The sequence below is a fragment of the Kitasatospora sp. NPDC056731 genome (assembly GCF_040687675.1).
In the GTDB taxonomy this organism is placed as follows: Bacteria; Actinomycetota; Actinomycetes; order Streptomycetales; family Streptomycetaceae; genus Kitasatospora.
Map to the genome: position 1 here is coordinate 149,273 of NZ_JBFBNR010000003.1, position 20,606 is coordinate 169,878.

Here is a 20,606-nt window from a genome sequence, read left to right on the forward strand (position 1 = left end):
TGGACTGCGCTCGCCTTCTGGGGAGGTGCGGGTTACTTGGACTCGACCGCGTGGCCGCCGAACTGGTTGCGCAGCGCGGCGATCATCTTCATCTGCGGCGAGTCGTCCTGGCGGGAGGCGAAGCGGGCGAACAGCGAGGCGGTGATCGCCGGCAGCGGCACCGCATGGTCGATCGCGGCCTCGACGGTCCAGCGGCCCTCACCGGAGTCGGCGGCCCAGCCGCGCAGCTTCGCCAGGTGCTCGTCGTCGTCCAGCGCGCGGACGGCCAGGTCCAGCAGCCAGGAGCGGATGACGGTGCCCTCCTGCCAGCTGCGGAAGACCTCGCGCACGTCGGTGACCTCGGGGGCGGCCTCCAGCAGCTCCCAGCCCTCGGCGAAGGCCTGCATCATCGCGTACTCGATGCCGTTGTGGACCATCTTGGCGAAGTGGCCGGCGCCCACGGCGCCCGCGTGCACCGAGCCGAAGTCGCCCTCGGGCTTGAGCGAGTCGAACACCGGCTGGACGCGGGCCACGTGCTCGGCGTCGCCGCCGTACATCAGGGCGTAGCCGTTCTCCAGGCCCCAGACACCGCCGGAGACGCCGCAGTCGACGAAGCCGATGCCCTTGGCGGCCAGCGCCTCGGCGTGCTTGATGTCGTCGGTCCAGCGGGAGTTGCCGCCGTCGACCACCACGTCGCCGGGGGAGAGCAGCTCGGCGAGCTCGTCGACGGTCGCCTGGGTGGCGGCGCCAGCCGGGACCATCACCCAGATCACCCGCGGGCCCTGCAGCTTGGAGACGAGCTCCTGGAGGCTCTCGACGTCGGAGATGTCCGGGTTGCGGTCGTAGCCGATGACGGTGTGGCCGGCGCGGCGGATCCGCTCGCGCATGTTGCCGCCCATCTTGCCGAGACCGATGAGGCCGAGCTCCATGACCAAGTCCTTACCTGTGGTGACGTGCCTGCCGGCGGCGCCGTTGCCGCACGCCCCGAGCCTACGCGCTGCGGCGGTGGCGGCTCCCTGTGGTCGGGCCGACCGGGGGAGGACGCCCACAGGCTGTGCACAGCCGATGTGCACAGCCTGTGGGTGACGGCCTGCGGGCAGCGGCCGCGAGGTCAGCCGGAGAGGCGGACCGGCATGATCAGGTACTGGTACGCCTTGTCCTCCTCGGCGTCCACCGAGGCCTTGCCGCTGAGCAGCGCGGGCTTGGTCGGGGTGGTGAAGCTCAGCTGGGCGTAGGCGGAGTCGATGGCCTTGAGGCCCTCCTCCAGGTAGCCCGGGTTGAAGGCGATCGAGATGTCGTCGCCCTCCAGGTCGGCGTCGATCCGCTCGGTGGCCTGGGCGTCGTCACCCGAGCCCGCCTCCAGGGTCAGCACGCCCTGCTCGAAGCTGAGCCGGACCGGGGTGTTGCGCTCGGCGACCAGCGAGACGCGCTTGAGCGCCTCCAGGAAGGGCTGGGTCTGGATCGCGGCGACGGCGCTGAACTCCGTCGGGAACAGGCTGCGGAACTTGGGGAACTCGCCCTCCAGCAGCCGCGTGGTCGTCCGGCGGCCGGCGCCCTCGAAGCCGATCAGGCCCTCGCCCGCGCCGCCCGAGGAGAGCGCGATCGAGACGGTGTCGCCGCTGCCCAGGGACTTGGCGATGTCCTGCAGCGTCTTGGCGGGCACCAGGGCGACGGCCGAGATGTCCGACTGCTCGGGCTTCCACAGCAGGTCGCGGACCGCGAAGCGGTAGCGGTCGGTGGCGGCCAGGGTGATCCGGTCGCCCTCGATCTCGACCCGGACACCGGTGAGCACCGGGAGGGTGTCGTCACGGCCGGCGGCCACCGCGGCCTGGCTGACCGCGGAGGCGAACACGTCGCCCGAGACGGTGCCCGTGGCGGTCGGCATCTGGGGCAGCGCCGGGTACTCGTCCACTGGGAGGGTGGGGAGGGTGAAGCGGGAACTGCCGCAGACCACGCTGACCCGCTGGCCGTCGGTGGAGATCTCCACCGGCCGGTTCGGCAGGTTGCGCGAGATGTCGTTCAGCAGCCGACCGGAGACCAGGACGGTGCCGGCCTCCTCGATGTCGGCCTCCAGCTCGACCCGGGCCGAGACCTCGTAGTCGAAGCCGGACAGCGCCAGGCTGCCGTCCTGTGCCGTCAGCAGCAGGCCGGCCAGCACCGGCACCGGCGGCCGTGCCGGGAGGCTGCGGGCAGCCCAGGCCACCGCCTCCGCGAGGACGTCACGCTCCACCCGGAACTTCACCGGTAACCGCCTCCTGGATCGAGCGCTCCCGCTCGCACTCTGGTTCGTCTGATCTTGATCGTCGGTCGGACTGTCCACCGAGCTCTGCCACTCCGCTTCCGGTCGCCGAGGACAGTCTGACGTACTCCGCCGACAGACGGGGCAGACGGGCGGAAGCAAGCCGAACAGATGTCGGGGCGCGGTTGTCCACAGATTCGGGGCCCACCCACTTTCAAGCGAGTCGATGGGTCTAAATGTGTAGTGGTAGTAGTAGGGCCTGTGGAAACCGTGGATAACCTCGTTTCCGCAGGTCAGACCCACTTTTTTGTCCACAGCGGGTGTGGACGGCGGCTGTGGACGAACACGCCGTGCTGTGGACAGCGGAGCGTTACCCACAGGGCACGCTGGGTATCCACAGGTTATCCCCAGGGCTGTCCCCAGATTCCGGCCCGGTTATCCACGGGCGCCGGTCAACTTTACGTGACGCCTTTCACACCAGGGCATGAACGCCGCCCCACGCTTGTCGAACTGTGGATCATGCTGTGGACAACCTGGGGATAACCACCCCTCCCCTGGGGACAACCGGTGGACAACCCGGATGGCCCATTGGCGGCCCGTCAATTGTCCACAGCCTGTGGATAACGGTTGTGCACAAGTCCACAGGCACCTGACCTGCGCGGAAGAGCGTAGCGGCGACACGCCTGTGGACGAATTCTGGATAACTTCGGACGCCCCGGCCTGTGGACTACGGGGAAGGTGCCTGGCCTGTGGACAACTGCCCTGCGCGGCCCCGGTTTTCGAATCACCGGTCACATGTTCGGCGCGGGCTGTGGACTGGCGCAACGTCCGTCGACGGCATCTCTGCCCAGCCGGCGCCCGAGGCACACCTGCGGATGTGCGAAAAGGGCGCCAGGATCGCTCCTGACGCCCTTTCCGGACACCTCGACGCCGGACTCGGCGCCGGACCCACCACCGGCCCTGCGGCTAGCTCTTGATGCGGTTGGTCAGCTCGGTGACCTGGTTGTAGATCGACCGGCGCTCGGCCATCAGCGAGCGGATCTTGCGGTCCGCGTGCATCACCGTGGTGTGGTCGCGGCCGCCGAACTGCGCGCCGATCTTCGGCAGCGAGAGGTCGGTCAGCTCCCGGCAGAGGTACATGGCGATCTGACGGGCCGTCACCAGGACGCGGCTGCGCGAGGATCCGCAGAGGTCGTCCACACTCAGCCCGAAGTACGCGGCGGTCTGCTGCATGATGACCTGCGCGGTGATCTCCGGCCCGGCGTCCTCGTCCCCGCCCGGGATCAGGTCCTTGAGGACGATCCCGGCCAACTCCAGGTCCACCGGCGCCCGGTTGAGGTTGGCGAAGGCGGTGACCCGGATCAGGGCGCCTTCCAACTCCCGGATGTTGCGGGTGATCCGGGACGCGATGAACTCCAACACGTCGGCCGGGGCGTTGAGTTGCTCCTGGATCGCCTTCTTGCGAAGGATCGCGATCCGGGTCTCCAGCTCCGGCGGGGTGACGTCGGTGATCAGGCCCCACTCGAAGCGGTTGCGCAGCCGGTCCTCCAGCGTGGTCAGCAGCTTGGGCGGCCGGTCCGAGGAGAGGACGATCTGCTTGTTCGCGTTGTGCAGGGTGTTGAAGGTGTGGAAGAACTCCTCCTGCGTGGACTCCTTGCTCGCGAGGAACTGGATGTCGTCCACGAGCAGGATGTCCATGTCCCGGTAGCGCCGGCGGAAGGTGTCCGCCTTGCCGTCCCGGATCGAGTTGATGAACTCGTTGGTGAACTCCTCCGAGGACACGTAGCGCACCCGGGTGCCCGGGAAGAGACTGCGCGAGTAGTGCCCGATGGCGTGCAGCAGGTGGGTCTTGCCCAGCCCGGACTCGCCGTAGATGAAGAGCGGGTTGTACGCCTTGGCCGGAGCCTCGGCGACCGCCACCGCCGCCGCGTGCGCGAAGCGGTTGCTGGCGCCGATGACGAAGGTGTCGAAGAGGTACTTGGGGTTCAGCCGGGCGGCCGGCTCGTCCTTGCGGGAGCCGCCGGCCGGCGGGGCGCCGGGCGGGGCGGGCACGCCGGGGACGGCCGGGCGCTCGGTGGCGCGTTCCGGCGCGTTCTTGTCCGCAGGACGGCCGCCGGCCGGGCGTGAGCCGGGGGCGCGGCGGCCGGCGCCGGCGCGGGGCTGCTCGTTCGGGCCGGGGCCGTAGGCGCCGCCGAACAGGTCGCCCTGGGTGGTCGAGGGTGGGCCGGGCATCGGGCGCGGCGCCGGCCGGGACGGCTCGTCGGCCTCGCGGTAGCCGGGGGGCCGCTCCGGGTAGCCGCCCTGCTCCTGGTACCCGTTCTGCTCGGGGTAGCCGCCGCCCTGCTCCGGGTACCCGCCCTGCTCGGGGTAGCCCGGCCAGGCCGGTCCGGCCGCCGGACCGCCGTACGGCGCGGGGCGCTGCTCGTAGCCGCCGGTGTCGTAGCGGGGCCGGTCGTAGTCCTGCTCGTACGGCTGCTGGTAGTCCTGACCGCCGTAGCCGCCGGCATCCTCCTCGGTCGGGCCGGGGTACGGCTCGGCCGGGGCCTGGGCGGCGGGTGCGGGGGTGGTCGGGACGGCGTTGGCGTCGACCATCACGGCGATCCGCACCGGACGGCTGAGCTCGCGGCTGAGGGCCTCGGTGAGCTGCGGCAGCAGCCGGCCCTCCAGCACCTGCTTGGCCCGCTCGTTGGGGGTCGCCAGCAGGGCGGTGTCGTGCATCATCCACATCGGCTGGGTGCGCTGCACCCACTGCTTGTCCATCTCCCCGACGTCCGGGTCGCTGACCAGCCGCTCGACGACTCTCGCCCAGACCGGGACGAGGTCGCTGTTGACATCAGCCACTGGTGCACGCTTTCTCGGTTCCCCGCGGCTCCAGCAGGGGGTGGTGGATCAGGAGACTGTGGATCGGCGGGTCCGTCTCCGGCGGACCGACCCCACGAGGAAGAACACGAAGAACAAACCAGACAAGTCCTGCAACGGTAGTCAGCGAACAGGGCCGGATCAAGTCGTTGTCCACAGGCTGTGGGCAAAGGGGGCTCCGGACGCCTCCGGGGGGCCGCTCGAAAAAGCCGGTTTGACCCTCGTGCCCCGTCCCGCGTACCGTAACCAGGTCGAGTTGTCGATGGCCGCTGCCGCATGTCCGCGGGTCCACCCGCTCCATAAGGCGCGCAGCACGGGCGCCGTGGATTGCCCTGAACCCCAGCCGAACTGGGGCGATGGGCCGGATTTCCGAACCAGGGGAGATCACGCGGACGCACGGTGACGGCCAAGCGATTCCCCGTCATCCTACGATTCACCTCAGGAGCCCCCGAGTGAGCAAGCGCACCTTCCAGCCGAACAACCGTCGTCGCGCGAAGACCCACGGCTTCCGGCTGCGTATGCGTACCCGCGCCGGCCGCGCCATCCTGGCTGCCCGCCGTGGCAAGGGCCGCACCAGCCTGTCCGCCTGATCCACGACAGAGAGTCTGTTGTGCTGCCCTCCGAGAATCGGCTGCGGCGGCGCCAGGACTTCGCGACCGCAGTGAAACGCGGTCGCCGGGCCGGCCGGCCCCTTCTGGTCGTCCATCTCAGCAGAGAAGACGACCCCAAGGGGCAGACCGACCGGACCAGCGACTCCCGCCCGCACGTCGCCGAGGGGACTCCTTCGGCGCGTGCGGGTTTCGTCGTGAGCAAGGCCGTCGGCCCGGCGGTCGTTCGCAACCTGGTCAAGCGCCGGTTGCGGCACCTCGTTCGTGATCGTCTCTCCAGGCTGCCCGCCGGTAGCCTGATAGTGGTGCGTGCGCTGCCCCAGGCCGCGACCGCCTCGTACCAGGACCTCGAACGTGACCTGGACGCGGCGCTGAAACGGTTGCTGAAGGTGGAGCCCGCCACGACGGCGCCGACGGGAGCAGGACGATGAAGTTCCTGCTGATGGGTCTGATCAGGGTCTACCAGTGGACCATCAGCCCACTGCTCGGTCCGGTCTGCCGTTACTACCCCTCCTGCTCGCACTACGGCTACGAGGCCGTGAAGGTGCACGGGGCGGTCAAGGGCGGCGGACTGACCGTGTGGCGCATCCTGCGCTGCAATCCGTGGACGCCCGGCGGGGTCGATCACGTTCCGCCGCGCAAGCATCCGGTGTGGCACCGGCGGCTGCGAGACTGGCTGAGCAGCCGGTCCGCCACCGGACAGCCGGTGACCACGACCCCCGCCGGTCCGGACCCCGAGGGCCCGGCGACCATTGGCCCCGAGGGGCCAATCCACATGTCCAAGGAGCCTGACCGGTGACCTTCTCCTTCCTGAATCCCCTGTACACAGCGGTGTCCTGGATCATCGTCCAGTTCCACTCGCTGTACAGCAACATCTTCGACCCGGACGGTGGCTGGGCCTGGGGTCTGGCCATCGCCTCGATGGTGGTCGTCATCCGGATCTGCCTGATCCCGCTCTTCGTGAAGCAGATCAAGGCGACCCGGGCCATGCAGGCGATCCAGCCGAAGATGAAGGCCATCCAGGAGCGCTACAAGAACGACAAGCAGCGCCAGTCCGAAGAGATGATGAAGCTGTACAAGGAGGCGGGTACCAACCCGTTCTCCAGCTGCCTTCCCATCATCGTGCAGGCGCCGTTCTTCACCGCCCTCTACGGCGTGCTCGCCAAGGTCGCCAAGAGCGAGCAGATCGGCGTCATCCACGGCGACCTGCTGCTGAGCGCCGGCAAGGCGCACATCTTCGGTGCCCCGCTCTCCGCGACCTTCGTCAGCAGCCACGAGACCAGCGTCAAGATCGTCACCGCGGTGATGATCATCATGATGTCGCTGTCGCAGTTCATCACCCAGCGCCAGCTGATGACCAAGAACGTCGACCTCACGGTCAAGACGCCGTTCATGCAGCAGCAGAAGATGCTGATGTACGTCTTCCCGGTGATGTTCGCCGTGATGGGCATCAACTTCCCCGTCGGTGTCCTGGTCTACTGGCTGACCACCAACGTCTGGTCGATGGGCCAGCAGCTGATCGTCATCCACAACAACCCGACCCCGGGCAGCAAGGCGTGGGACGAGCGGCAGGTCCGGCTGAAGAAGGCCGGCCGGCTGAACCCGGACGGTTCGGAGATCAAGGGCGCGCTCTGGGGCCTGCTGCCCCCGTCCAAGTCGACCCTCGACGCCGCCTCGGCGGCGGCCGCCGTGGTCGAGGAGTCGGCGCAGGCACGCCGCCAGCAGCCCCGCAAGCAGACCAAGGCGCAGCGCCAGCAGGGCGGTGCTCAGCACACCGCCGACCTGACCAAGGACACCGAGGCCCCGGCCGAGGAGCCCGCCGAGGAGCCCGCCGACACCGTCCCGGCCGACTCCGGCGCCAAGCCGGCGGCCGCCCAGCAGGGCCCGGCCAAGCCCGGCGCGGCCAAGCCGGGCACCGGTCGGCAGCAGCCCAAGCGTGGCGGCCAGCGGCCGAAGAAGAAGTCCTGACCGGCCCTGGACCCGTTGTGACAGCGCGCAGAGCTTCGTTCCCGGCCCACCAATCTGGGCCCATCTCCGAAGGAGTCCATCAGTGACGGAAGGCACCACCTCCGCCGTCGAGGCCGAGGCCGCCGCCAGCACCGACGAGAACGTCATCGCCCGACTGGAGCAGGAGGGCGACATCGCGGCGGACTACCTGGAGGGTCTGCTCGACATCGCCGACCTCGACGGTGACATCGACATGGACGTCGAGGGCGACCGCGCCCTGGTCTCCATCGTCGGTGAGGGCAACGACCGTGCGCTGCAGCGCCTGGTCGGCCAGGACGGCGAGGTGCTGGAGGCGCTGCAGGAGCTGACCCGGTTGGCTGTCCACCGGGAGACCGGGGAGCGCAGCCGCCTCATGCTGGACATTGCCGGCTTCCGGGCCCGCAAGCGCTCCGAGCTGGCCGCGCTCGGTGCCGAGGCCGCCGAGCAGGCGAAGAGCAGTGGCGAGCAGGTCAAGCTGCGGCCGATGACGCCCTTCGAGCGCAAGGTCGTCCACGACGCGGTCGCGGCCGCCGGTCTGCGTAGCGAGTCGGAGGGCGAGGAGCCCGAGCGGTGCGTGGTCGTGCTGCCGGTCTGAGGCCGGCGGTACGACGACCGGCCGCCTCGGCGGCCGGTGGGCTTCACCGGACGCGACCCCGTCCGCCTCGTGCGGGCGGGGTCGTCGTCCATTCGCGGGGCGTGGGCCCGGCGCGAGATGTTTCACGTGAAACTGTGCGGAGAGCGGGTCGGTGGATCCGGGGATCGGAGAGGTCGAGATGGACACGGAGAACGCGGCCGCTGGCCGGCCGGGGGCGGACGACGTGAATCCGGCCGCTGCGGGGCCGGCCGCCGAGGTGCCCGAGGTGCCCGAGGCCCCGGCCGTCGCCCGGGAGGTCTTCGGTGATCGTTTCGACGCCGCGGTCCGCTACACCGAGCTGCTGGCCACCGCGGGCGTGCGGCGCGGGCTGATCGGGCCGCGCGAGGTGCCCCGGCTCTGGGACCGGCACGTCCTCAACTGTGCGGTGCTCGCCGAGCTGCTGCCGGCCGGCTCCACCCTGTGCGACGTCGGCTCCGGTGCCGGCCTGCCGGGCATCCCGGTGGCGCTGGTCCGTCCGGACGTCTCGGTGACGCTGCTGGAGCCGCTGCTGCGGCGGACCACCTTCCTGGAGGAGGTCGTCCGGGAGCTGGGGCTGGAGAACGTCACGGTGCTGCGCGGCCGCGCCGAGGAGATGGTCGGCAAGCTCGCGGTGGACGTGGTGACCGCCCGGGCGGTGGCGCCGCTGGACCGGCTGGCCGGCTGGGGGATGCCGCTGCTCCGTCCGCACGGGCAGATGCTGGCGCTCAAGGGCGACAGTGCCGAGCAGGAGCTGGCCGACTCGCGGGCCGGGCTGACCAAGCTGGGCGCGGTCGAGTGGAGCGTGATCTCGGTCGGCGAGGGCACCCTGGAGACCTCGACCCGGGTGGTCCAGGTCAAGGCGGGGGAGAGCCCCGGCGGGGTGAAGGCCGCGACCCGGCGGGCGAAGGCGGCCCGGGCCGGACGGAACGCGGGCGGCGTCCGGACCGGCGAGCGCAGCCGGGGCGGGCGGCGCCGCACCCGCTGAGACGGGTGACGCCTGGCACGCTCGACGACGGGCGGGTGGTTCCTCCTGAGGGGGGAGCCACCCGCCCGTCGGCGTTCCGGTGGCCGTCGGGGTGACGGCCGGTCGACGGGAGGACACCGGAGTGTCGCAACGTCAGATTTCCGACATAGCGGGCATGGTGTTTCACGTGAAACGTCGCTCCTTGCTCTCGGGAATCCTCGGCCGCAGCCGGGCGGCGACTGTTGCCGCTCCGGTTTCACGTGAAACACTGACCCCCATGCAGGACTCGGAGACCATCGGCCAGATCGATGACACGCCCATCGCGAGGGCTGCCCAGGCTGCGGTTCAGGCGATCGGCCGAGCGGGTGAGGGTCTGCCCCGCCCCGCCGCCACCCGGGTGATCGTGGTCGCCAACCAGAAGGGCGGGGTCGGCAAGACCACCACCACCGTCAACCTGGCCGCCTCGCTCGCCATGCACGGACTGCGCGTCCTGGTCGTCGACCTCGACCCGCAGGGCAACGCCTCCACCGCCCTCGGCATCGACCACCACGCCGAGGTGCCGTCCGTCTACGACGTCCTGGTCGAGGGCAAGCCGCTCGCCGACGTGGTGCAGCCGGTGGTGGACGTCGAGGGGCTGTTCTGCGTCCCCGCGACCATCGACCTGGCCGGCGCCGAGATCGAGCTGGTGTCGCTGGTGGCCCGGGAGAGCCGGCTCCAGCGCGCCATCGCCGCCTACGAGCAGCCGCTGGACTACGTCCTGATCGACTGTCCGCCCTCGCTGGGCCTGCTGACGGTCAACGCCCTGGTGGCCGGGCGGGAGGTGCTGATCCCGATCCAGTGCGAGTACTACGCGCTGGAGGGCCTGGGCCAGCTGCTGCGCAACGTCGAGCTGGTGCGCGCGCACCTCAACCCCGCGCTGCACGTCTCGACCATCCTGCTCACCATGTACGACGCCCGGACCAGGCTGGCCGCCCAGGTCGCCGAGGAGGTCCGGACGCACTTCCCGCAGGAGGTGCTGAGCACCGCGATCCCGCGCTCGGTGCGCATCTCGGAGGCGCCCAGCTACGGTCAGACGGTCCTCACCTACGACCCGGGCTCGACCGGGGCGCTCTCCTACCTGGAGGCCGCCCGCGAGCTCGGGCTGCGCGCGGCGGGGACGGTCGGCGGCGGCCCGCTCCTGGGGCAGCAGCGGCACGGCAGCGGTACGGGGCACGGAGCCCCGGTGGCACAGCACGGTACGACGGAGGGTCATCGGTGAGTGGTCGCAGGGGTTTGGGACGAGGGCTGGAGGCGCTGATCCGCCCCGCCGTACCGGTGGACGGCGGGGCGGCGGCCGCGCCCGCACCGGCCCCGGTGGGGGCGATCGGCGCGGCGTCGCCGACCTCGGTACCGACGCTGCCGACCGGCCGCGGCACGGTGGCGGCCCGGGCGGCCGCGGAGAAGCAGGCCGAGCAGGCGCAGCCGGCGCCGGTGGCCGGTGCCTTCTTCGCCGAGCTGCCGCTGGACGCGATCGAGCCCAACCCGCGCCAGCCCCGTGAGGTCTTCGACGACGACAAGCTGGCCGAGCTGGTCGTCTCGATCAAGGAGGTCGGTCTGCTCCAGCCGATCGTGGTGCGCCAGGTCGCGCCCGATCGTTTCGAGCTGATCATGGGCGAGCGCCGCTGGCGCGCCTCCAAGGAGGCCGGGCTGAAGCAGATCCCGGCGATCGTCCGTGCCACCGAGGACGACAAGCTGCTGCTGGACGCCCTGCTGGAGAACCTGCACCGGGCCGAGCTGAACCCGCTGGAGGAGGCGGCCGCCTACGACCAGCTGCTGCGGGACTTCTCCTGCACCCACGACGAGCTGGCCGACCGGATCGGCCGCTCGCGCTCGCACGTCTCCAACACGCTGCGGCTGCTGAAGCTCTCGCCCACCGTGCAGAGCCGGGTCGCCGCCGGGGTGCTGACCGCCGGCCACGCCCGGGCGTTGCTCGGGGTGCCGGACGCCGAGCGGCGGGAGCTGCTGGCCAAGCGGATCGTCGCGGAGGGCCTCTCGGTGCGGACCACCGAGGAGATCGTCGCGCTGATGGGCGAGGAGGAGGACCGGAAGCCGAAGCGCCAGGCGCCGAAGGCGGGCAAGCTGATCTCCCCGGCCTTCAACGATCTGGCGAGCCGGCTGTCGGACCGCTTCGACACCCGGGTCAAGGTCGAGGTGTCGCAGCGCGGCGGCAAGCTGGGCAAGGGCAAGGTGGTGCTGGAGTTCGGTTCGGTGGAGGACCTGAACCGGATCCTGGACAGCTTGGCCCCGGGCGAGGACGGTCTGCGGCTGTCGCAGGGCTGAGCCGGGGACGATACCCGATGGGTGCATGTTCCGCGTGAGCACTGTTTCACGTGAAACATGCACCCATCGGCGTCTGTGGGGGCATGCTCGACCGTGAAGTGGAGGAGGAGGTGCGGGGCATGGGACGCCGGATCGCTCCGCTGACCCTGGACAACCTCGCCGATCTGCCGACGACCTGCCGCTCCTGCGTGTTCTGGGAGCTGGATCCGGTCAGCGGGAAGGCGGCGGTGGAGTCCGGGAAGCCGGAGCTGGAGAAGGAGGGGTGGATCTCCGCGGTGCTGCTGGAGTGGGGTTCCTGCGGTCGGATCGTCTACGTGGACGACCAGCCGGCCGGCTTCGTGCTGTACGCGCCGCCCGCCTACGTCCCCCGGTCGCAGTCCTTCCCGACCAGTCCGGTCTCGCCGGACGCCGTCCAGCTGATGGTCAGCCGGGTGGTTCCGGGCTACCAGCGACAGGGGCTCGGCCGGGTGCTGGTGCAGACCGTGGCCAAGGACCTGCTCGGGCGCGGGGTGCGGGCGATCGAGGCCTTCGGCTCGGCCGGTCCTGAGCCGGTCGGCTGCGTGCTGCCGGCCGACCACCTGCTCGCGGTCGGCTTCAAGACCGTCCGGTCGCACCACCGCTACCCGCGGCTGCGGCTGGAGGCGCGCACCACGCTGTCCTGGCGGGGTGATGTGGAGGTGGCGCTGGAGCGGCTGCTCGGCGGGGCGCGCAAGGAGCCGGCGCTGCGGCCGTTCTGAGGCGGGAGGCGCGTGGAAACGACGACGGCGGGGCTCCCCGGTGTGGGGAGCCCCGCCGCCGTACGGTCGACGACCGGTCGACCGGACAGGGCCTAGATGAAGCCGTCCAGCTCGCGCAGCAGCGCGGCCTTCGGACGGGCACCGGTGATGGACTTCACCGGCTCGCCGCCCTTGTAGAGGATCAGGGTCGGGATCGAGATGACGCCGTACTGGGCGGCGGTCGCCTGGTTGGCGTCCACGTCCAGCTTGGCGATGGTCAGCTTGTCGCTGTGCTCGGAAGCGATCTCGTCCAGGATCGGGGCGACCTGGCGGCACGGGCCGCACCAGGTGGCCCAGAAGTCGACCAGCACGGGCTTGTCGCTGTCCAGGACGTCGGACTTGAACGTCGCGTCGGTGACGGTGGTGGTGGCGCCGGCCACGGGAACTCCTCGGGTTCGGACGGAGGGGGCTGCTGCCAGGTGAACAACGGGCGGGCCCGTTCTGTTTCGCCCTGGCCGGGGCGGGGGTGTTTCACGTGAAACGGGTGTCACACCCCCGCGGGGGTCGGTCGGTGGCGAGGGGGTCAGACCGCCACGGCGACGGTGGCCTTGGCCTCCAGGTCGTCCAGGGCGGCGAGGTAGCGCTCGGCGTCCAGCGCGGCGGAGCAGCCGGTGCCGGAGGCCGTGATGGCCTGGCGGTAGGTGTGGTCCACGACGTCGCCGGCGCCGAACACGCCCGGGATGTTGGTCCGGGTCGAGGGCGCCTCGACCTTGAGGTAGCCCTCCGCGTCGAGGTCCAGCTGGCCCTTGAACAGGTCGGTGCGCGGGTCGTGGCCGATCGCGATGAACAGGCCGGTGACGGCCAGCTCGCGGGTCTCGCCGGTGGTGGTGTCGCGCAGGGTGACGCCGCTCAGCTTCGGGTCGCCGTGGATGGCCTCGACCGCGCTGTCCCACTCGAAGCGGATCTTCTCGTCGGCGAAGGCGCGCTCCTGCATCGCCTTGGAGGCGCGCAGGCTGTCCCGGCGGTGGATGATCGTGACGCTCTTGGCGAAGCGGGAGAGGAAGGTCGCCTCCTCCAGGGCGGTGTCGCCGCCGCCGACCACGGCGATGTCCTGGTCGCGGAAGAAGAAGCCGTCACAGGTGGCGCACCAGGAGACACCGCGACCGGAGAGCTTGTCCTCGTTCGGCAGGCCCAGCTTGCGGTGCTGGGAGCCGGTGGTGACGATCACGGCGCGCGCCCGGTGCACGTTGCCCTCGGAGTCGGTGACGGTCTTGATGTCACCGGTGAGGTCGACCGAGACGATGTCGTCCGGGATCAGCTCGGCGCCGAAGCGCTCGGCCTGCGCCCGCATGTTGTCCATCAGCTCGGGGCCCATGATGCCGTCCCGGAAACCCGGGAAGTTCTCGACCTCGGTGGTGTTCATCAGGGCGCCGCCGGCGGTGACGGCCCCCTCGAAGACCAGCGGCTTGAGGGAGGCCCGCGCCGTGTAGAGCGCGGCCGTGTAGCCGGCCGGGCCGGAACCGATGATGATCACGTTACGGACGTCGCTCACTGCATCTCCTGGTTCGCATCGCGACCCGCGCTAGGTGCGGGGAGGGCGGTTCTGCTCCGCCGCCCGGGACAACGACTGACCAGTGTCTCGCATTCCCAGGCGGATCAGTACCAGGCGACCGCACTGTGGGAGCGGCGCGGCGCCCTGCTCGTCGATCGCATGGGAACGGAGCCCGGATCCCCGAGGCGCCCGCCCCGGGACGTCAACGGGTGGGCACGGTGCGCTGCAGCACGACCGGGCCGCAGTCGGGGGAGCGCAGGTAGACGTCCGCGAACCCGGGCCGGCCGGGCGCCGGGTAGACCAGGACCTCGACCGGGGCGCCCGCGTAGCTGCCGTGGTCGGTGGCCAGCGGCACGCCCTCGGCGAGGGCCTGGCAGGACGGCGGGGAGGACGGCGGGGAGGCCTGGGTGGTGAGCTCCTGGCGGCCGTCGGCGGGCAGCGCGGCGGAGGGCTTGGCGGGCCCGGTCGGGCGCAGCCCGGGGGCGGTGCCCGACCGGGCCAGCAGCTGCTGGATCTGGGCGGCGAGCTGGTCGTCCTGGTAGGTCGGGCCGGCTCCCGCGGCGTGGTCGGCGCGGGGACTCTGCGCCGTGCCGGGGCTTGCGCCGGTGCCGAGGGAGGCGGAGGCGGGGGCGCCGGCGGACAGGGTTGGGTGCTGGTCGTCCTGGCCGGCCGGGTGCAGCAGCAGGGCTGCGCCGAGGGCGATCGCGGCCAGGGCGGCGGTCGCGCCGAGCAGCAGGCCGGCGCGCCGCCGCCGGGGGCGGGGGCGGCCCGGGCCGGTGGGTGCGGCGGGCCGGGAAGGGGGTGCGGCGGGCGCCGCGGCGGCCCGGGGGGCCGGGGCAGGGGTGGCGGCCCGGGAGGCCGCGAGGGGGGCGTTCTCGGCCTCCTCCTCCGTCGCTGCGGAGGCGGCGGCCGCGGCGAGGGCGGCGTCCAGCCGGGCGGCGACGTCGGCGGGCATCGGCGGGGCCTCGACGGCGCCGAGCAGTGCCTGGACCTCGCCGAGCGCGTCGGCGGTCTCGCGGCACTCGGCGCAGTCGTCCAGGTGCCGGCGCAGCGTCCGGGCGGCGTCGGCGGACTCGACCAGCCCCTCGGCGAGGTCGGCGAGCTCGTCGACGGAGGGGTGGGCCTCGGCGGGGCCGGTGGGGCCGGAGGAGGAGAGGTGGGCCGTCATCGCGTGCTCGCGTCTCCTTCCAGAACCGTCCGACCGGTGTTCGGGCCTGTCCCTGTGACGGTGCGGGTGCCCGTCGGGTTCCCCGGCGCGTTCCGCCGGGGTGACGGGGCCGTGCCGGGGGCGTTCGGTGTTTCACGTGAAACATCCGGCCCGCCACCGCCGCTCTCGCGCAGATGGCGGACCAGCGGGAGCAGTCGGGCCCGGCCCCGGGCGCAGCGGCTCTTCACCGTGCCCACCGGGACGCCCAGCAGCTCGGCGGCCTCGGCGACGGGGTAGCCCTGCATGTCGACCAGGACGAGTGCGGCCCGCTGCTCGGCGGGCAGTTCGGCGAGCGCCGCGGCCAGCTCGCGCTGCACCTCGGCCCGGACCACCGGGGAGTCGGCCGGTTCCGCGGCGCCGACCAGGGTGTCCAGGCGCCGTGGGTCCTCGTCGAGCGGGGTGGTGCGGCGGGTGGCGCTGCGCCGGGCGCGGTCCAGACAGGCGTTGACCACGATCCGGTGCAGCCAGGTGGTGACCGCCGAGCGGCCCTGGAAGCCGGGGGCGGCGCGGAAGGCGGAGACCAGGGCGTCCTGGAGGGCGTCGGCGGCCTCCTCGCGGTCGCCCAGGGTGCGCAGGGCGACCGCCCAGAGCCGGTCGCGGTGGCGGTTCACCAGGAGGCCGAAGGCGTCCGGGTCGCCGGCGACGTGCCGGGCGAGCAGCGCCGCGTCGTCCTCCGTCACCGTCACCCCTCGCCCCCCCTCGCCGTCGTCCTGGAGACCGGACCGCCGATCAGTCGGTCAGCCGGAGACCTTCACTTCGGCGACCTGCCCGCGGAACTTGCCGTCCGTATCCTTCGGCAGGCTGGTCAGCCAGATCAAGAGGTAGCGCGTGTTCGTCGGGGTGCTGAGAGCGAAGTCGACGGTGGTGCCGCTCTTCTTCCCCACGGCCGTGAAGGAGGTCAGCGGCGCCTTCTGCGGGTTGTCCGCGGCCTGACCGTTCGGGATCCGCAGCTCGGCCGTGGTGGTGCCGACGAACTGGACGCTCACCGAGTTGACGGCGTGCGGCGAGCCGAGATCGATCAGCAGGCCGGTGCCCTCCTTGTAGCCGCCCGGGACGAACTGGTCGTCGTAGCCGAAGGTCGGCCAGCTCGTGCTGGGGTCGCCGTCGATGGCCTTGGGGAGGGCCCAGGCGGATTCCGCCGAATCGCCCTTCGGGTTGTACGAGAGGGCGGCCTTGGGCGCGATCGGCGTCGGGTTGTGGGTGCTGGCCTGCGGGGTCGGTGCGTCGCTGGTGGCCGAGGTCTGCGGGGGGGTGGTCGGGCTGGTGTTGCGCAGGGTGTCCACGAACTGCCAGGAGGCGACGCCGATGGCGCCCAGGGCGACCGTCCAGGCCGTCGCCTTGATCACCCGGCGCAGCCGTCGCCGGGTGCGCCGGCTCGCGGTCGGCCGGGACGAGGCGGGCAGCGGGGCGACCGCCGGGTCGGCCACCCGGGTCGGGTTGGGCGCGGTCGGCAGCGCGTGGGTGTTGTGCCGGGGCGGGGCCGGGAAGGCGGGCAGCTCCGGTTCGGGCTGGCGGATCCGGGGCATCTGCGCGATCGCCCGGGTCAGCTCCTCCGGGGTGGTGATCGGCTCGGCGTGGTGCGGTGGGTGGTCGAACAGGGCCCGCGCGGCCAGCTCGGACAGGCCCTTGTGGACGCCCGCGCGGACCTGGTCCGGCGCGGCGTTCTGGAGGCCCTTGGGCAGGCCCTGGAGGTCGTAGCGGTCCTCCGGGTAGGGCCAGCGGTGGGTGAGCGCGGCGAACAGCAGGGCGCCGATCGCGCGGGTGTCGGTGCGCTCGGAGCCGTCGGTGCCGTCCTCGTCGGGCAGCCCGCGCAGGGCGGCGTCCACCGCGATGCCGTTGATCCGGTACTGGCCGCTGTCGGTGCGCAGCACGCAGCGCGGGGTGAGCCGCAGGTGGGCCTGGCCGCGCCGGTGGGCGGCGGCGACCGCGTCGGTCACCTGGCGGACCATCTGGTACGCCTCGTGCGGCTCCATCGGGCCGTCGGCGAGCAGCTTGGCGAGGTCGGAGGCGTGCGGCAGCCACTCCCGCACGACGTAGACCAGCTCGCCCTCCTGGACGGCGTCCAGGACCTGGACGAAGCGCGGGTCGCCGAGCAGGGCGGCGGACTTGGCGGCGGCGAGCACCTTGCGGGCGCGCTGGTGGCCGGAGGCCATCAGGTGGACGCCGACGGCCCGGCGCAGCTTCTCGTCGACCGCGCGCCAGCTGCTGAAGGTCTCGGTCTGGGAGATGCACTCCTCCAGCCGGTACCGGTGGCCGATCGTGTCGCCGCTGTGCCGCAGCGGGGCGGGGAGGGTGCGGGGCAGGGTGGCGGTGTCGCGCGGGTCGACGGTGGGCTGCGGGTCGGTGGGGCGGCGCTTGGCGGCCGCGGGCTCCGGGGCGGCGGGCTTGCGCCGGGCGGTGCCGCCGGCGGCCAGCTCGGCGGCGATCTCGTGGACCGAGAGCGGAGCGGTGATCTCCGAGGTCTCCTCGCCGCGGGGGGCGTCCTGGCCGGCGTCGGAGAGGTCGGAGGGCTCGGAGGGGTCGGCGGCGTCGGTGTCCGGGTCCGGGTCGGCGGCCATCGGGGTGTCCGGGGCGGCGCCCCGGTCCTCGGAGGCGTCCTGGGAGGAGGCGTCGGCGACGGCGCCCGACGGGGCTGCCTTCCCCGCCGTGAGCTCGTCGATCGCCGCGGCCAGTGCGGCCTCGTCCGCCGCCGCGTCAGCTGCTGACGTGTCGACGACCGCCTTGGTGCCATCAGCCACCGTGGTCCTGCCTCCCCTTGTGTCGCCCCGGCTTGAGAGAGTCGCTGGAGCCCGCGGGTTGGCGGCCACGTGCTCCAGGACAATTGTGCCCACTCTTCTCCACCGAGTACGACCGCTGAGGGGCGCGCTCGGTTGCGTGCTGGTGGAGAGATGTGGTGCAGATCCGACACCGGGCCGCCATCTCGCGGCCCGGGCGGAGCCGGGCGCGGGCGGCGGCCCGGCACCCGGCCGGACGGGCGGAGGAGCCGGTGGCTCCCGTCGACACCCGGTCAGGGCGTCCGCTCGTCCGGTCGGTCGGTGTGGTGGATCAGCGGCCCAGCCGGCCGCGCACCATGCCGAGCATGGCGTTGAGCTCCTCGATCCGCAGGCGCTTCGCGATGAGCACGAACACGGCCAGCTGGAGGCCGCCGCCCGCGACGAGGGACAGCACGCTGCCCAGCCAGCCGTCCAGCACCTGCTGGACCGCCAGGCTGACGCCGAGGCCGACCAGCGCGGCCGGCACGCCGGCGGTGGCCAGCCGGCTGTAGGTCTTGCCGATCCGCTTGCTGTCCAGCCCGCCGATCTTCTTCTTCAACTTCGGCAGTGCGACCGTCACCCCGACGGCGTAGGCCAGACCATAGCCGAAGGACATCCCGATCACGGCCCACTGGGCGGGCAGCGTGAACCAGCAGACCACCGAGAACCCGGCCTGGCAGACCGCGACCCAGACGGTGTTGGAGAACGGCGTCCGGGTGTCCTCGTAGGCGTAGAAGCCGCGCAGCATCACGTACTGGGCCGAGTACGGGATCAGCCCGAGCGCGAAGGCCGAGAGCATCAGGCCGACGTTGGAGGCGTTGTCCAGGGCCCGGTCACCGCCGCCGATCCCGTAGATCGAGCGGGCGATCGCCGGGCCGAGCGACAGGAACAGGAAGGCGCCCGGGACGACCGCCACCGCGGTGGTGCGCAGCCCGTACGACAGGTCGTCGCGGACGGCGCCGGCGTCCTCGTCGGCCGCCGCCCGGGAGAGCCGGGGGAGCACCGCGCTCATGATCGAGACGGTGATCACGGCCTGCGGGAGCTGCCAGATCAGCAGGGCGTTGGAGAACGCCGCGAGGCCGACGCCCTCGTGGCCGCCCTTCTCGGCGGCGCTGCCGGCGGCGGTGGCCAGCTGGGTGATGACCAGGAAGCCGGCCTGGTTGGCGAGCACGAAGAAGAAGGTCCACTTGGCCAGCCGGGCGGCCTTGCCCAGGCCGTGGCCGCGCCAGTCGAAGCGCGGCCGGTAGCGGAAGCCGGCCGACCGCAGGTACGGGATCATCGCCAGCGACTGGACGACCAGGCCGAGCAGGGTGCCGAGGCCGAGCAGCCGGACGCCCTCGGGCGAGATGCCCTCGGGCGTCACGTGCGTGCCGCTGTAGCCGCCGTACACCCAGATGTAGGCGCCGAAGGTGAAGATCACCACGATGTTGTTGAGGACCGGGGTCCACATCATCGCGCCGAACCGGCCGCGGGCGTTGAGGATCTGCCCCATCACCACGTGGACGCCCATGAAGAAGATGGTCGGCAGGCAGTACCGGGCCAGCGCGACCGTGGTCTCGGCGCGGTCCGCGTTCTCCATCATCGAGTGCGAGATCAGCTGCACCAGCAGCGGTGCCCCGAGCACCGCGAGGAACACCACGCCGCCGAGCCCGACCATCACCAGGGTGAGCAGCCGGTTGGCGTACGCGGTGCCGCCGTCCTCGTCGTTCTTCATGCTGCGCACCAGCTGCGGCACGAAGACGGCGTTCAGCGCGCCGCCGCCGATCAGGATGTACAGCAGGGTCGGCAGGGTGTAGGCGGCGTTGTACGAGTCGCCCATGGCGGCGACGCCGATGGCGGCGGTGATCACCATGGTCCGGACGAAGCCGGTGCCGCGGGAGACCAGCGTGCCGGCCGCCATGATCGCGCTGGAGTTCAGCAGGCTCGCGACCTTGCCGCCGCCGCCGGCCGCCGGGGCGGGCTCGGCCGCGGGCGCCGGCTGTGCGGCGCGCTCCTCGGCGACGAGGTCCGCCAGCGGCTCCACCGCCGGCGGCACCGCCACGGCGGCCACCTGCATGGTGGCCTCGTCCTCGGAGAGCGGCGGGTCGAACTCGATCGGGGGGACGAAGGGGCGGTGCCCGTCCGGGCCGGCGTACTGCTGCTGCCCCGGGTAGCCGCCCACCGGCGGGTACGGCGAGGCGGCAGCGGGGGGCGGGGGCGCGACCGGCGGTGCCATCGGGTGCACCGGGGCGGGCGGGGGCACCGGCGGCTGGGCCGCCGCCTGCTCCTGGTGGCCGCCGAACAGCGCGTCCACCCCGACGTACTCGGTGGTCTCGCTGTCCCAGGTCGAGTGCGCCGGGCCCGGCTCCCACTGCGGCCGGGGCTGCTCCTGGCCGCCCCACTGGCCGCCGCCGGCCGGGGCCGGGGCCTCCTGCCAGGCGGCCTGCACCGGGGTGTCCCAGCCGGGCTGCACGGGCGGCACCGGGGTGTCCCAGCCGGGCTGTACGGGCGGCACCGGGGCCGCGAACGGCGTCGGCGCCGAGTACTGCGCCGGCGGCACCGGCGTCGGGTAGCCGCCGCCCTGCGGCGGCAGCTGCGGCGGCACGTCGTACGCGGTGGCCGGCGGCTGAGGTGCCGCGGGCCGGTCGGCCCGCAGACCGTACGGGTCCTGGCCGGCCTGCGGGTTCCCGTACGCGTCGGCCGCGTACGGGTCCTGGGCGTAGGTGTCGGCCACGTACCAGTCGCCGGACGGCGACTCGGCGCCCGGCCGGTTCTCACCGCGGCCCGGCGGCCGCTCCTCGCTGCGCCCGGTCATGTCACCTCTTCGCTGTC

General features: G+C 72.3%; 18 protein-coding genes. 9 read left to right on the forward strand and 9 right to left on the reverse strand.

Annotation, left to right across the window (positions count from 1 at the left end; translation table 11 throughout):
* Positions 1-32: 32 nt before the first annotated feature.
* The 3 genes from gnd to dnaA all read right to left on the reverse strand — a co-directional run bounded on the left by gnd (position 33) and on the right by dnaA (position 5,059).
* Positions 33-908: a phosphogluconate dehydrogenase (NAD(+)-dependent, decarboxylating) gene (gnd, locus tag AB0R04_RS04805; RefSeq protein WP_363368219.1), complete on the reverse strand. Its 876-nt coding sequence runs from the start codon at positions 906-908 to the stop codon at positions 33-35.
* Between the two features lie 182 nt (positions 909-1,090).
* Positions 1,091-2,221 (reverse strand): DNA polymerase III subunit beta, encoded by a 1,131-nt coding sequence (gene dnaN, locus AB0R04_RS04810; protein WP_063348462.1) that lies wholly within the window; start codon positions 2,219-2,221, stop codon positions 1,091-1,093.
* Between the two features lie 963 nt (positions 2,222-3,184).
* Positions 3,185-5,059, reverse strand: a complete 1,875-nt coding sequence (gene dnaA / locus AB0R04_RS04815) for a chromosomal replication initiator protein DnaA (RefSeq protein ID WP_363368221.1) — start codon at positions 5,057-5,059, stop codon at positions 3,185-3,187.
* A 470-nt stretch (positions 5,060-5,529) separates the two neighbouring features.
* Here dnaA and rpmH point away from each other — a divergent pair, with 470 nt between their 5' ends.
* From rpmH to AB0R04_RS04860, 9 genes are all read left to right on the forward strand, one after another.
* Positions 5,530-5,667 carry a 50S ribosomal protein L34 gene (rpmH, locus tag AB0R04_RS04820; protein ID WP_030392420.1) on the forward strand — a complete coding sequence of 46 codons (138 nt, stop codon included), beginning with the start codon at positions 5,530-5,532 and terminating at the stop codon, positions 5,665-5,667.
* Between the two features lie 20 nt (positions 5,668-5,687).
* Entirely contained in the window at positions 5,688-6,116 is a 429-nt protein-coding gene (rnpA, locus tag AB0R04_RS04825) for a ribonuclease P protein component (protein WP_063348464.1), read from the forward strand.
* Positions 6,113-6,484 (forward strand): membrane protein insertion efficiency factor YidD, encoded by a 372-nt coding sequence (gene yidD, locus AB0R04_RS04830; RefSeq protein WP_063348465.1) that lies wholly within the window; start codon positions 6,113-6,115, stop codon positions 6,482-6,484. The genes rnpA and yidD overlap by 4 nt, the downstream gene beginning before the upstream one ends.
* Complete coding sequence (gene yidC, locus AB0R04_RS04835) at positions 6,481-7,653, forward strand: membrane protein insertase YidC (RefSeq protein WP_363368224.1); 1,173 nt, start codon at positions 6,481-6,483, stop codon at positions 7,651-7,653. Before yidD ends, yidC begins: the two co-directional genes overlap by 4 nt.
* A gap of 82 nt (positions 7,654-7,735) precedes the next feature.
* The gene (locus tag AB0R04_RS04840; RefSeq protein ID WP_063348467.1) at positions 7,736-8,266 is read left to right on the forward strand and encodes a R3H domain-containing nucleic acid-binding protein; all 531 of its coding nucleotides are present in this window, start codon (positions 7,736-7,738) and stop codon (positions 8,264-8,266) included.
* Positions 8,267-8,444: 178 nt separating this feature from the next.
* A complete protein-coding gene (gene rsmG / locus AB0R04_RS04845; RefSeq protein WP_363368226.1) occupies positions 8,445-9,269 on the forward strand; it encodes a 16S rRNA (guanine(527)-N(7))-methyltransferase RsmG in 825 nt (274 codons plus the stop codon).
* A 283-nt stretch (positions 9,270-9,552) separates the two neighbouring features.
* A complete protein-coding gene (locus tag AB0R04_RS04850) occupies positions 9,553-10,506 on the forward strand; it encodes a ParA family protein (RefSeq protein WP_363368384.1) in 954 nt (317 codons plus the stop codon).
* On the forward strand, positions 10,503-11,567 hold the full coding sequence (locus AB0R04_RS04855) for a ParB/RepB/Spo0J family partition protein (RefSeq protein ID WP_063348468.1): 1,065 nt from the start codon (positions 10,503-10,505) through the stop codon (positions 11,565-11,567). The genes AB0R04_RS04850 and AB0R04_RS04855 overlap by 4 nt, the downstream gene beginning before the upstream one ends.
* Positions 11,568-11,686: 119 nt before the next feature.
* Positions 11,687-12,304 (forward strand): GNAT family N-acetyltransferase, encoded by a 618-nt coding sequence (locus AB0R04_RS04860; RefSeq protein WP_063348469.1) that lies wholly within the window; start codon positions 11,687-11,689, stop codon positions 12,302-12,304.
* Between the two features lie 92 nt (positions 12,305-12,396).
* Here the strand turns inward: AB0R04_RS04860 and trxA are convergent, their stop codons facing one another.
* The 6 genes from trxA to murJ form a co-directional block, all read right to left on the reverse strand.
* The gene (gene trxA / locus AB0R04_RS04865) at positions 12,397-12,723 is read right to left on the reverse strand and encodes a thioredoxin (protein ID WP_363368229.1); all 327 of its coding nucleotides are present in this window, start codon (positions 12,721-12,723) and stop codon (positions 12,397-12,399) included.
* Positions 12,724-12,866: 143 nt separating this feature from the next.
* Positions 12,867-13,835, reverse strand: a complete 969-nt coding sequence (gene trxB, locus AB0R04_RS04870; protein WP_363368230.1) for a thioredoxin-disulfide reductase — start codon at positions 13,833-13,835, stop codon at positions 12,867-12,869.
* A gap of 202 nt (positions 13,836-14,037) precedes the next feature.
* Positions 14,038-15,003: a hypothetical protein gene (locus AB0R04_RS04875; RefSeq protein WP_363368232.1), complete on the reverse strand. Its 966-nt coding sequence runs from the start codon at positions 15,001-15,003 to the stop codon at positions 14,038-14,040.
* Positions 15,000-15,722, reverse strand: coding sequence for an RNA polymerase sigma factor SigM (gene sigM / locus AB0R04_RS04880; protein WP_363368234.1), 723 nt, complete (start codon positions 15,720-15,722; stop codon positions 15,000-15,002). Before sigM ends, AB0R04_RS04875 begins: the two co-directional genes overlap by 4 nt.
* 57 nt (positions 15,723-15,779) lie before the next feature.
* Positions 15,780-17,780 carry a serine/threonine protein kinase gene (locus AB0R04_RS04885; RefSeq protein WP_363368236.1) on the reverse strand — a complete coding sequence of 667 codons (2,001 nt, stop codon included), beginning with the start codon at positions 17,778-17,780 and terminating at the stop codon, positions 15,780-15,782.
* Positions 17,781-18,087: 307 nt separating this feature from the next.
* Entirely contained in the window at positions 18,088-20,589 is a 2,502-nt protein-coding gene (murJ, locus tag AB0R04_RS04890) for a murein biosynthesis integral membrane protein MurJ (protein ID WP_363368237.1), read from the reverse strand.
* Between the last annotated feature and the right edge of the window lie 17 nt (positions 20,590-20,606).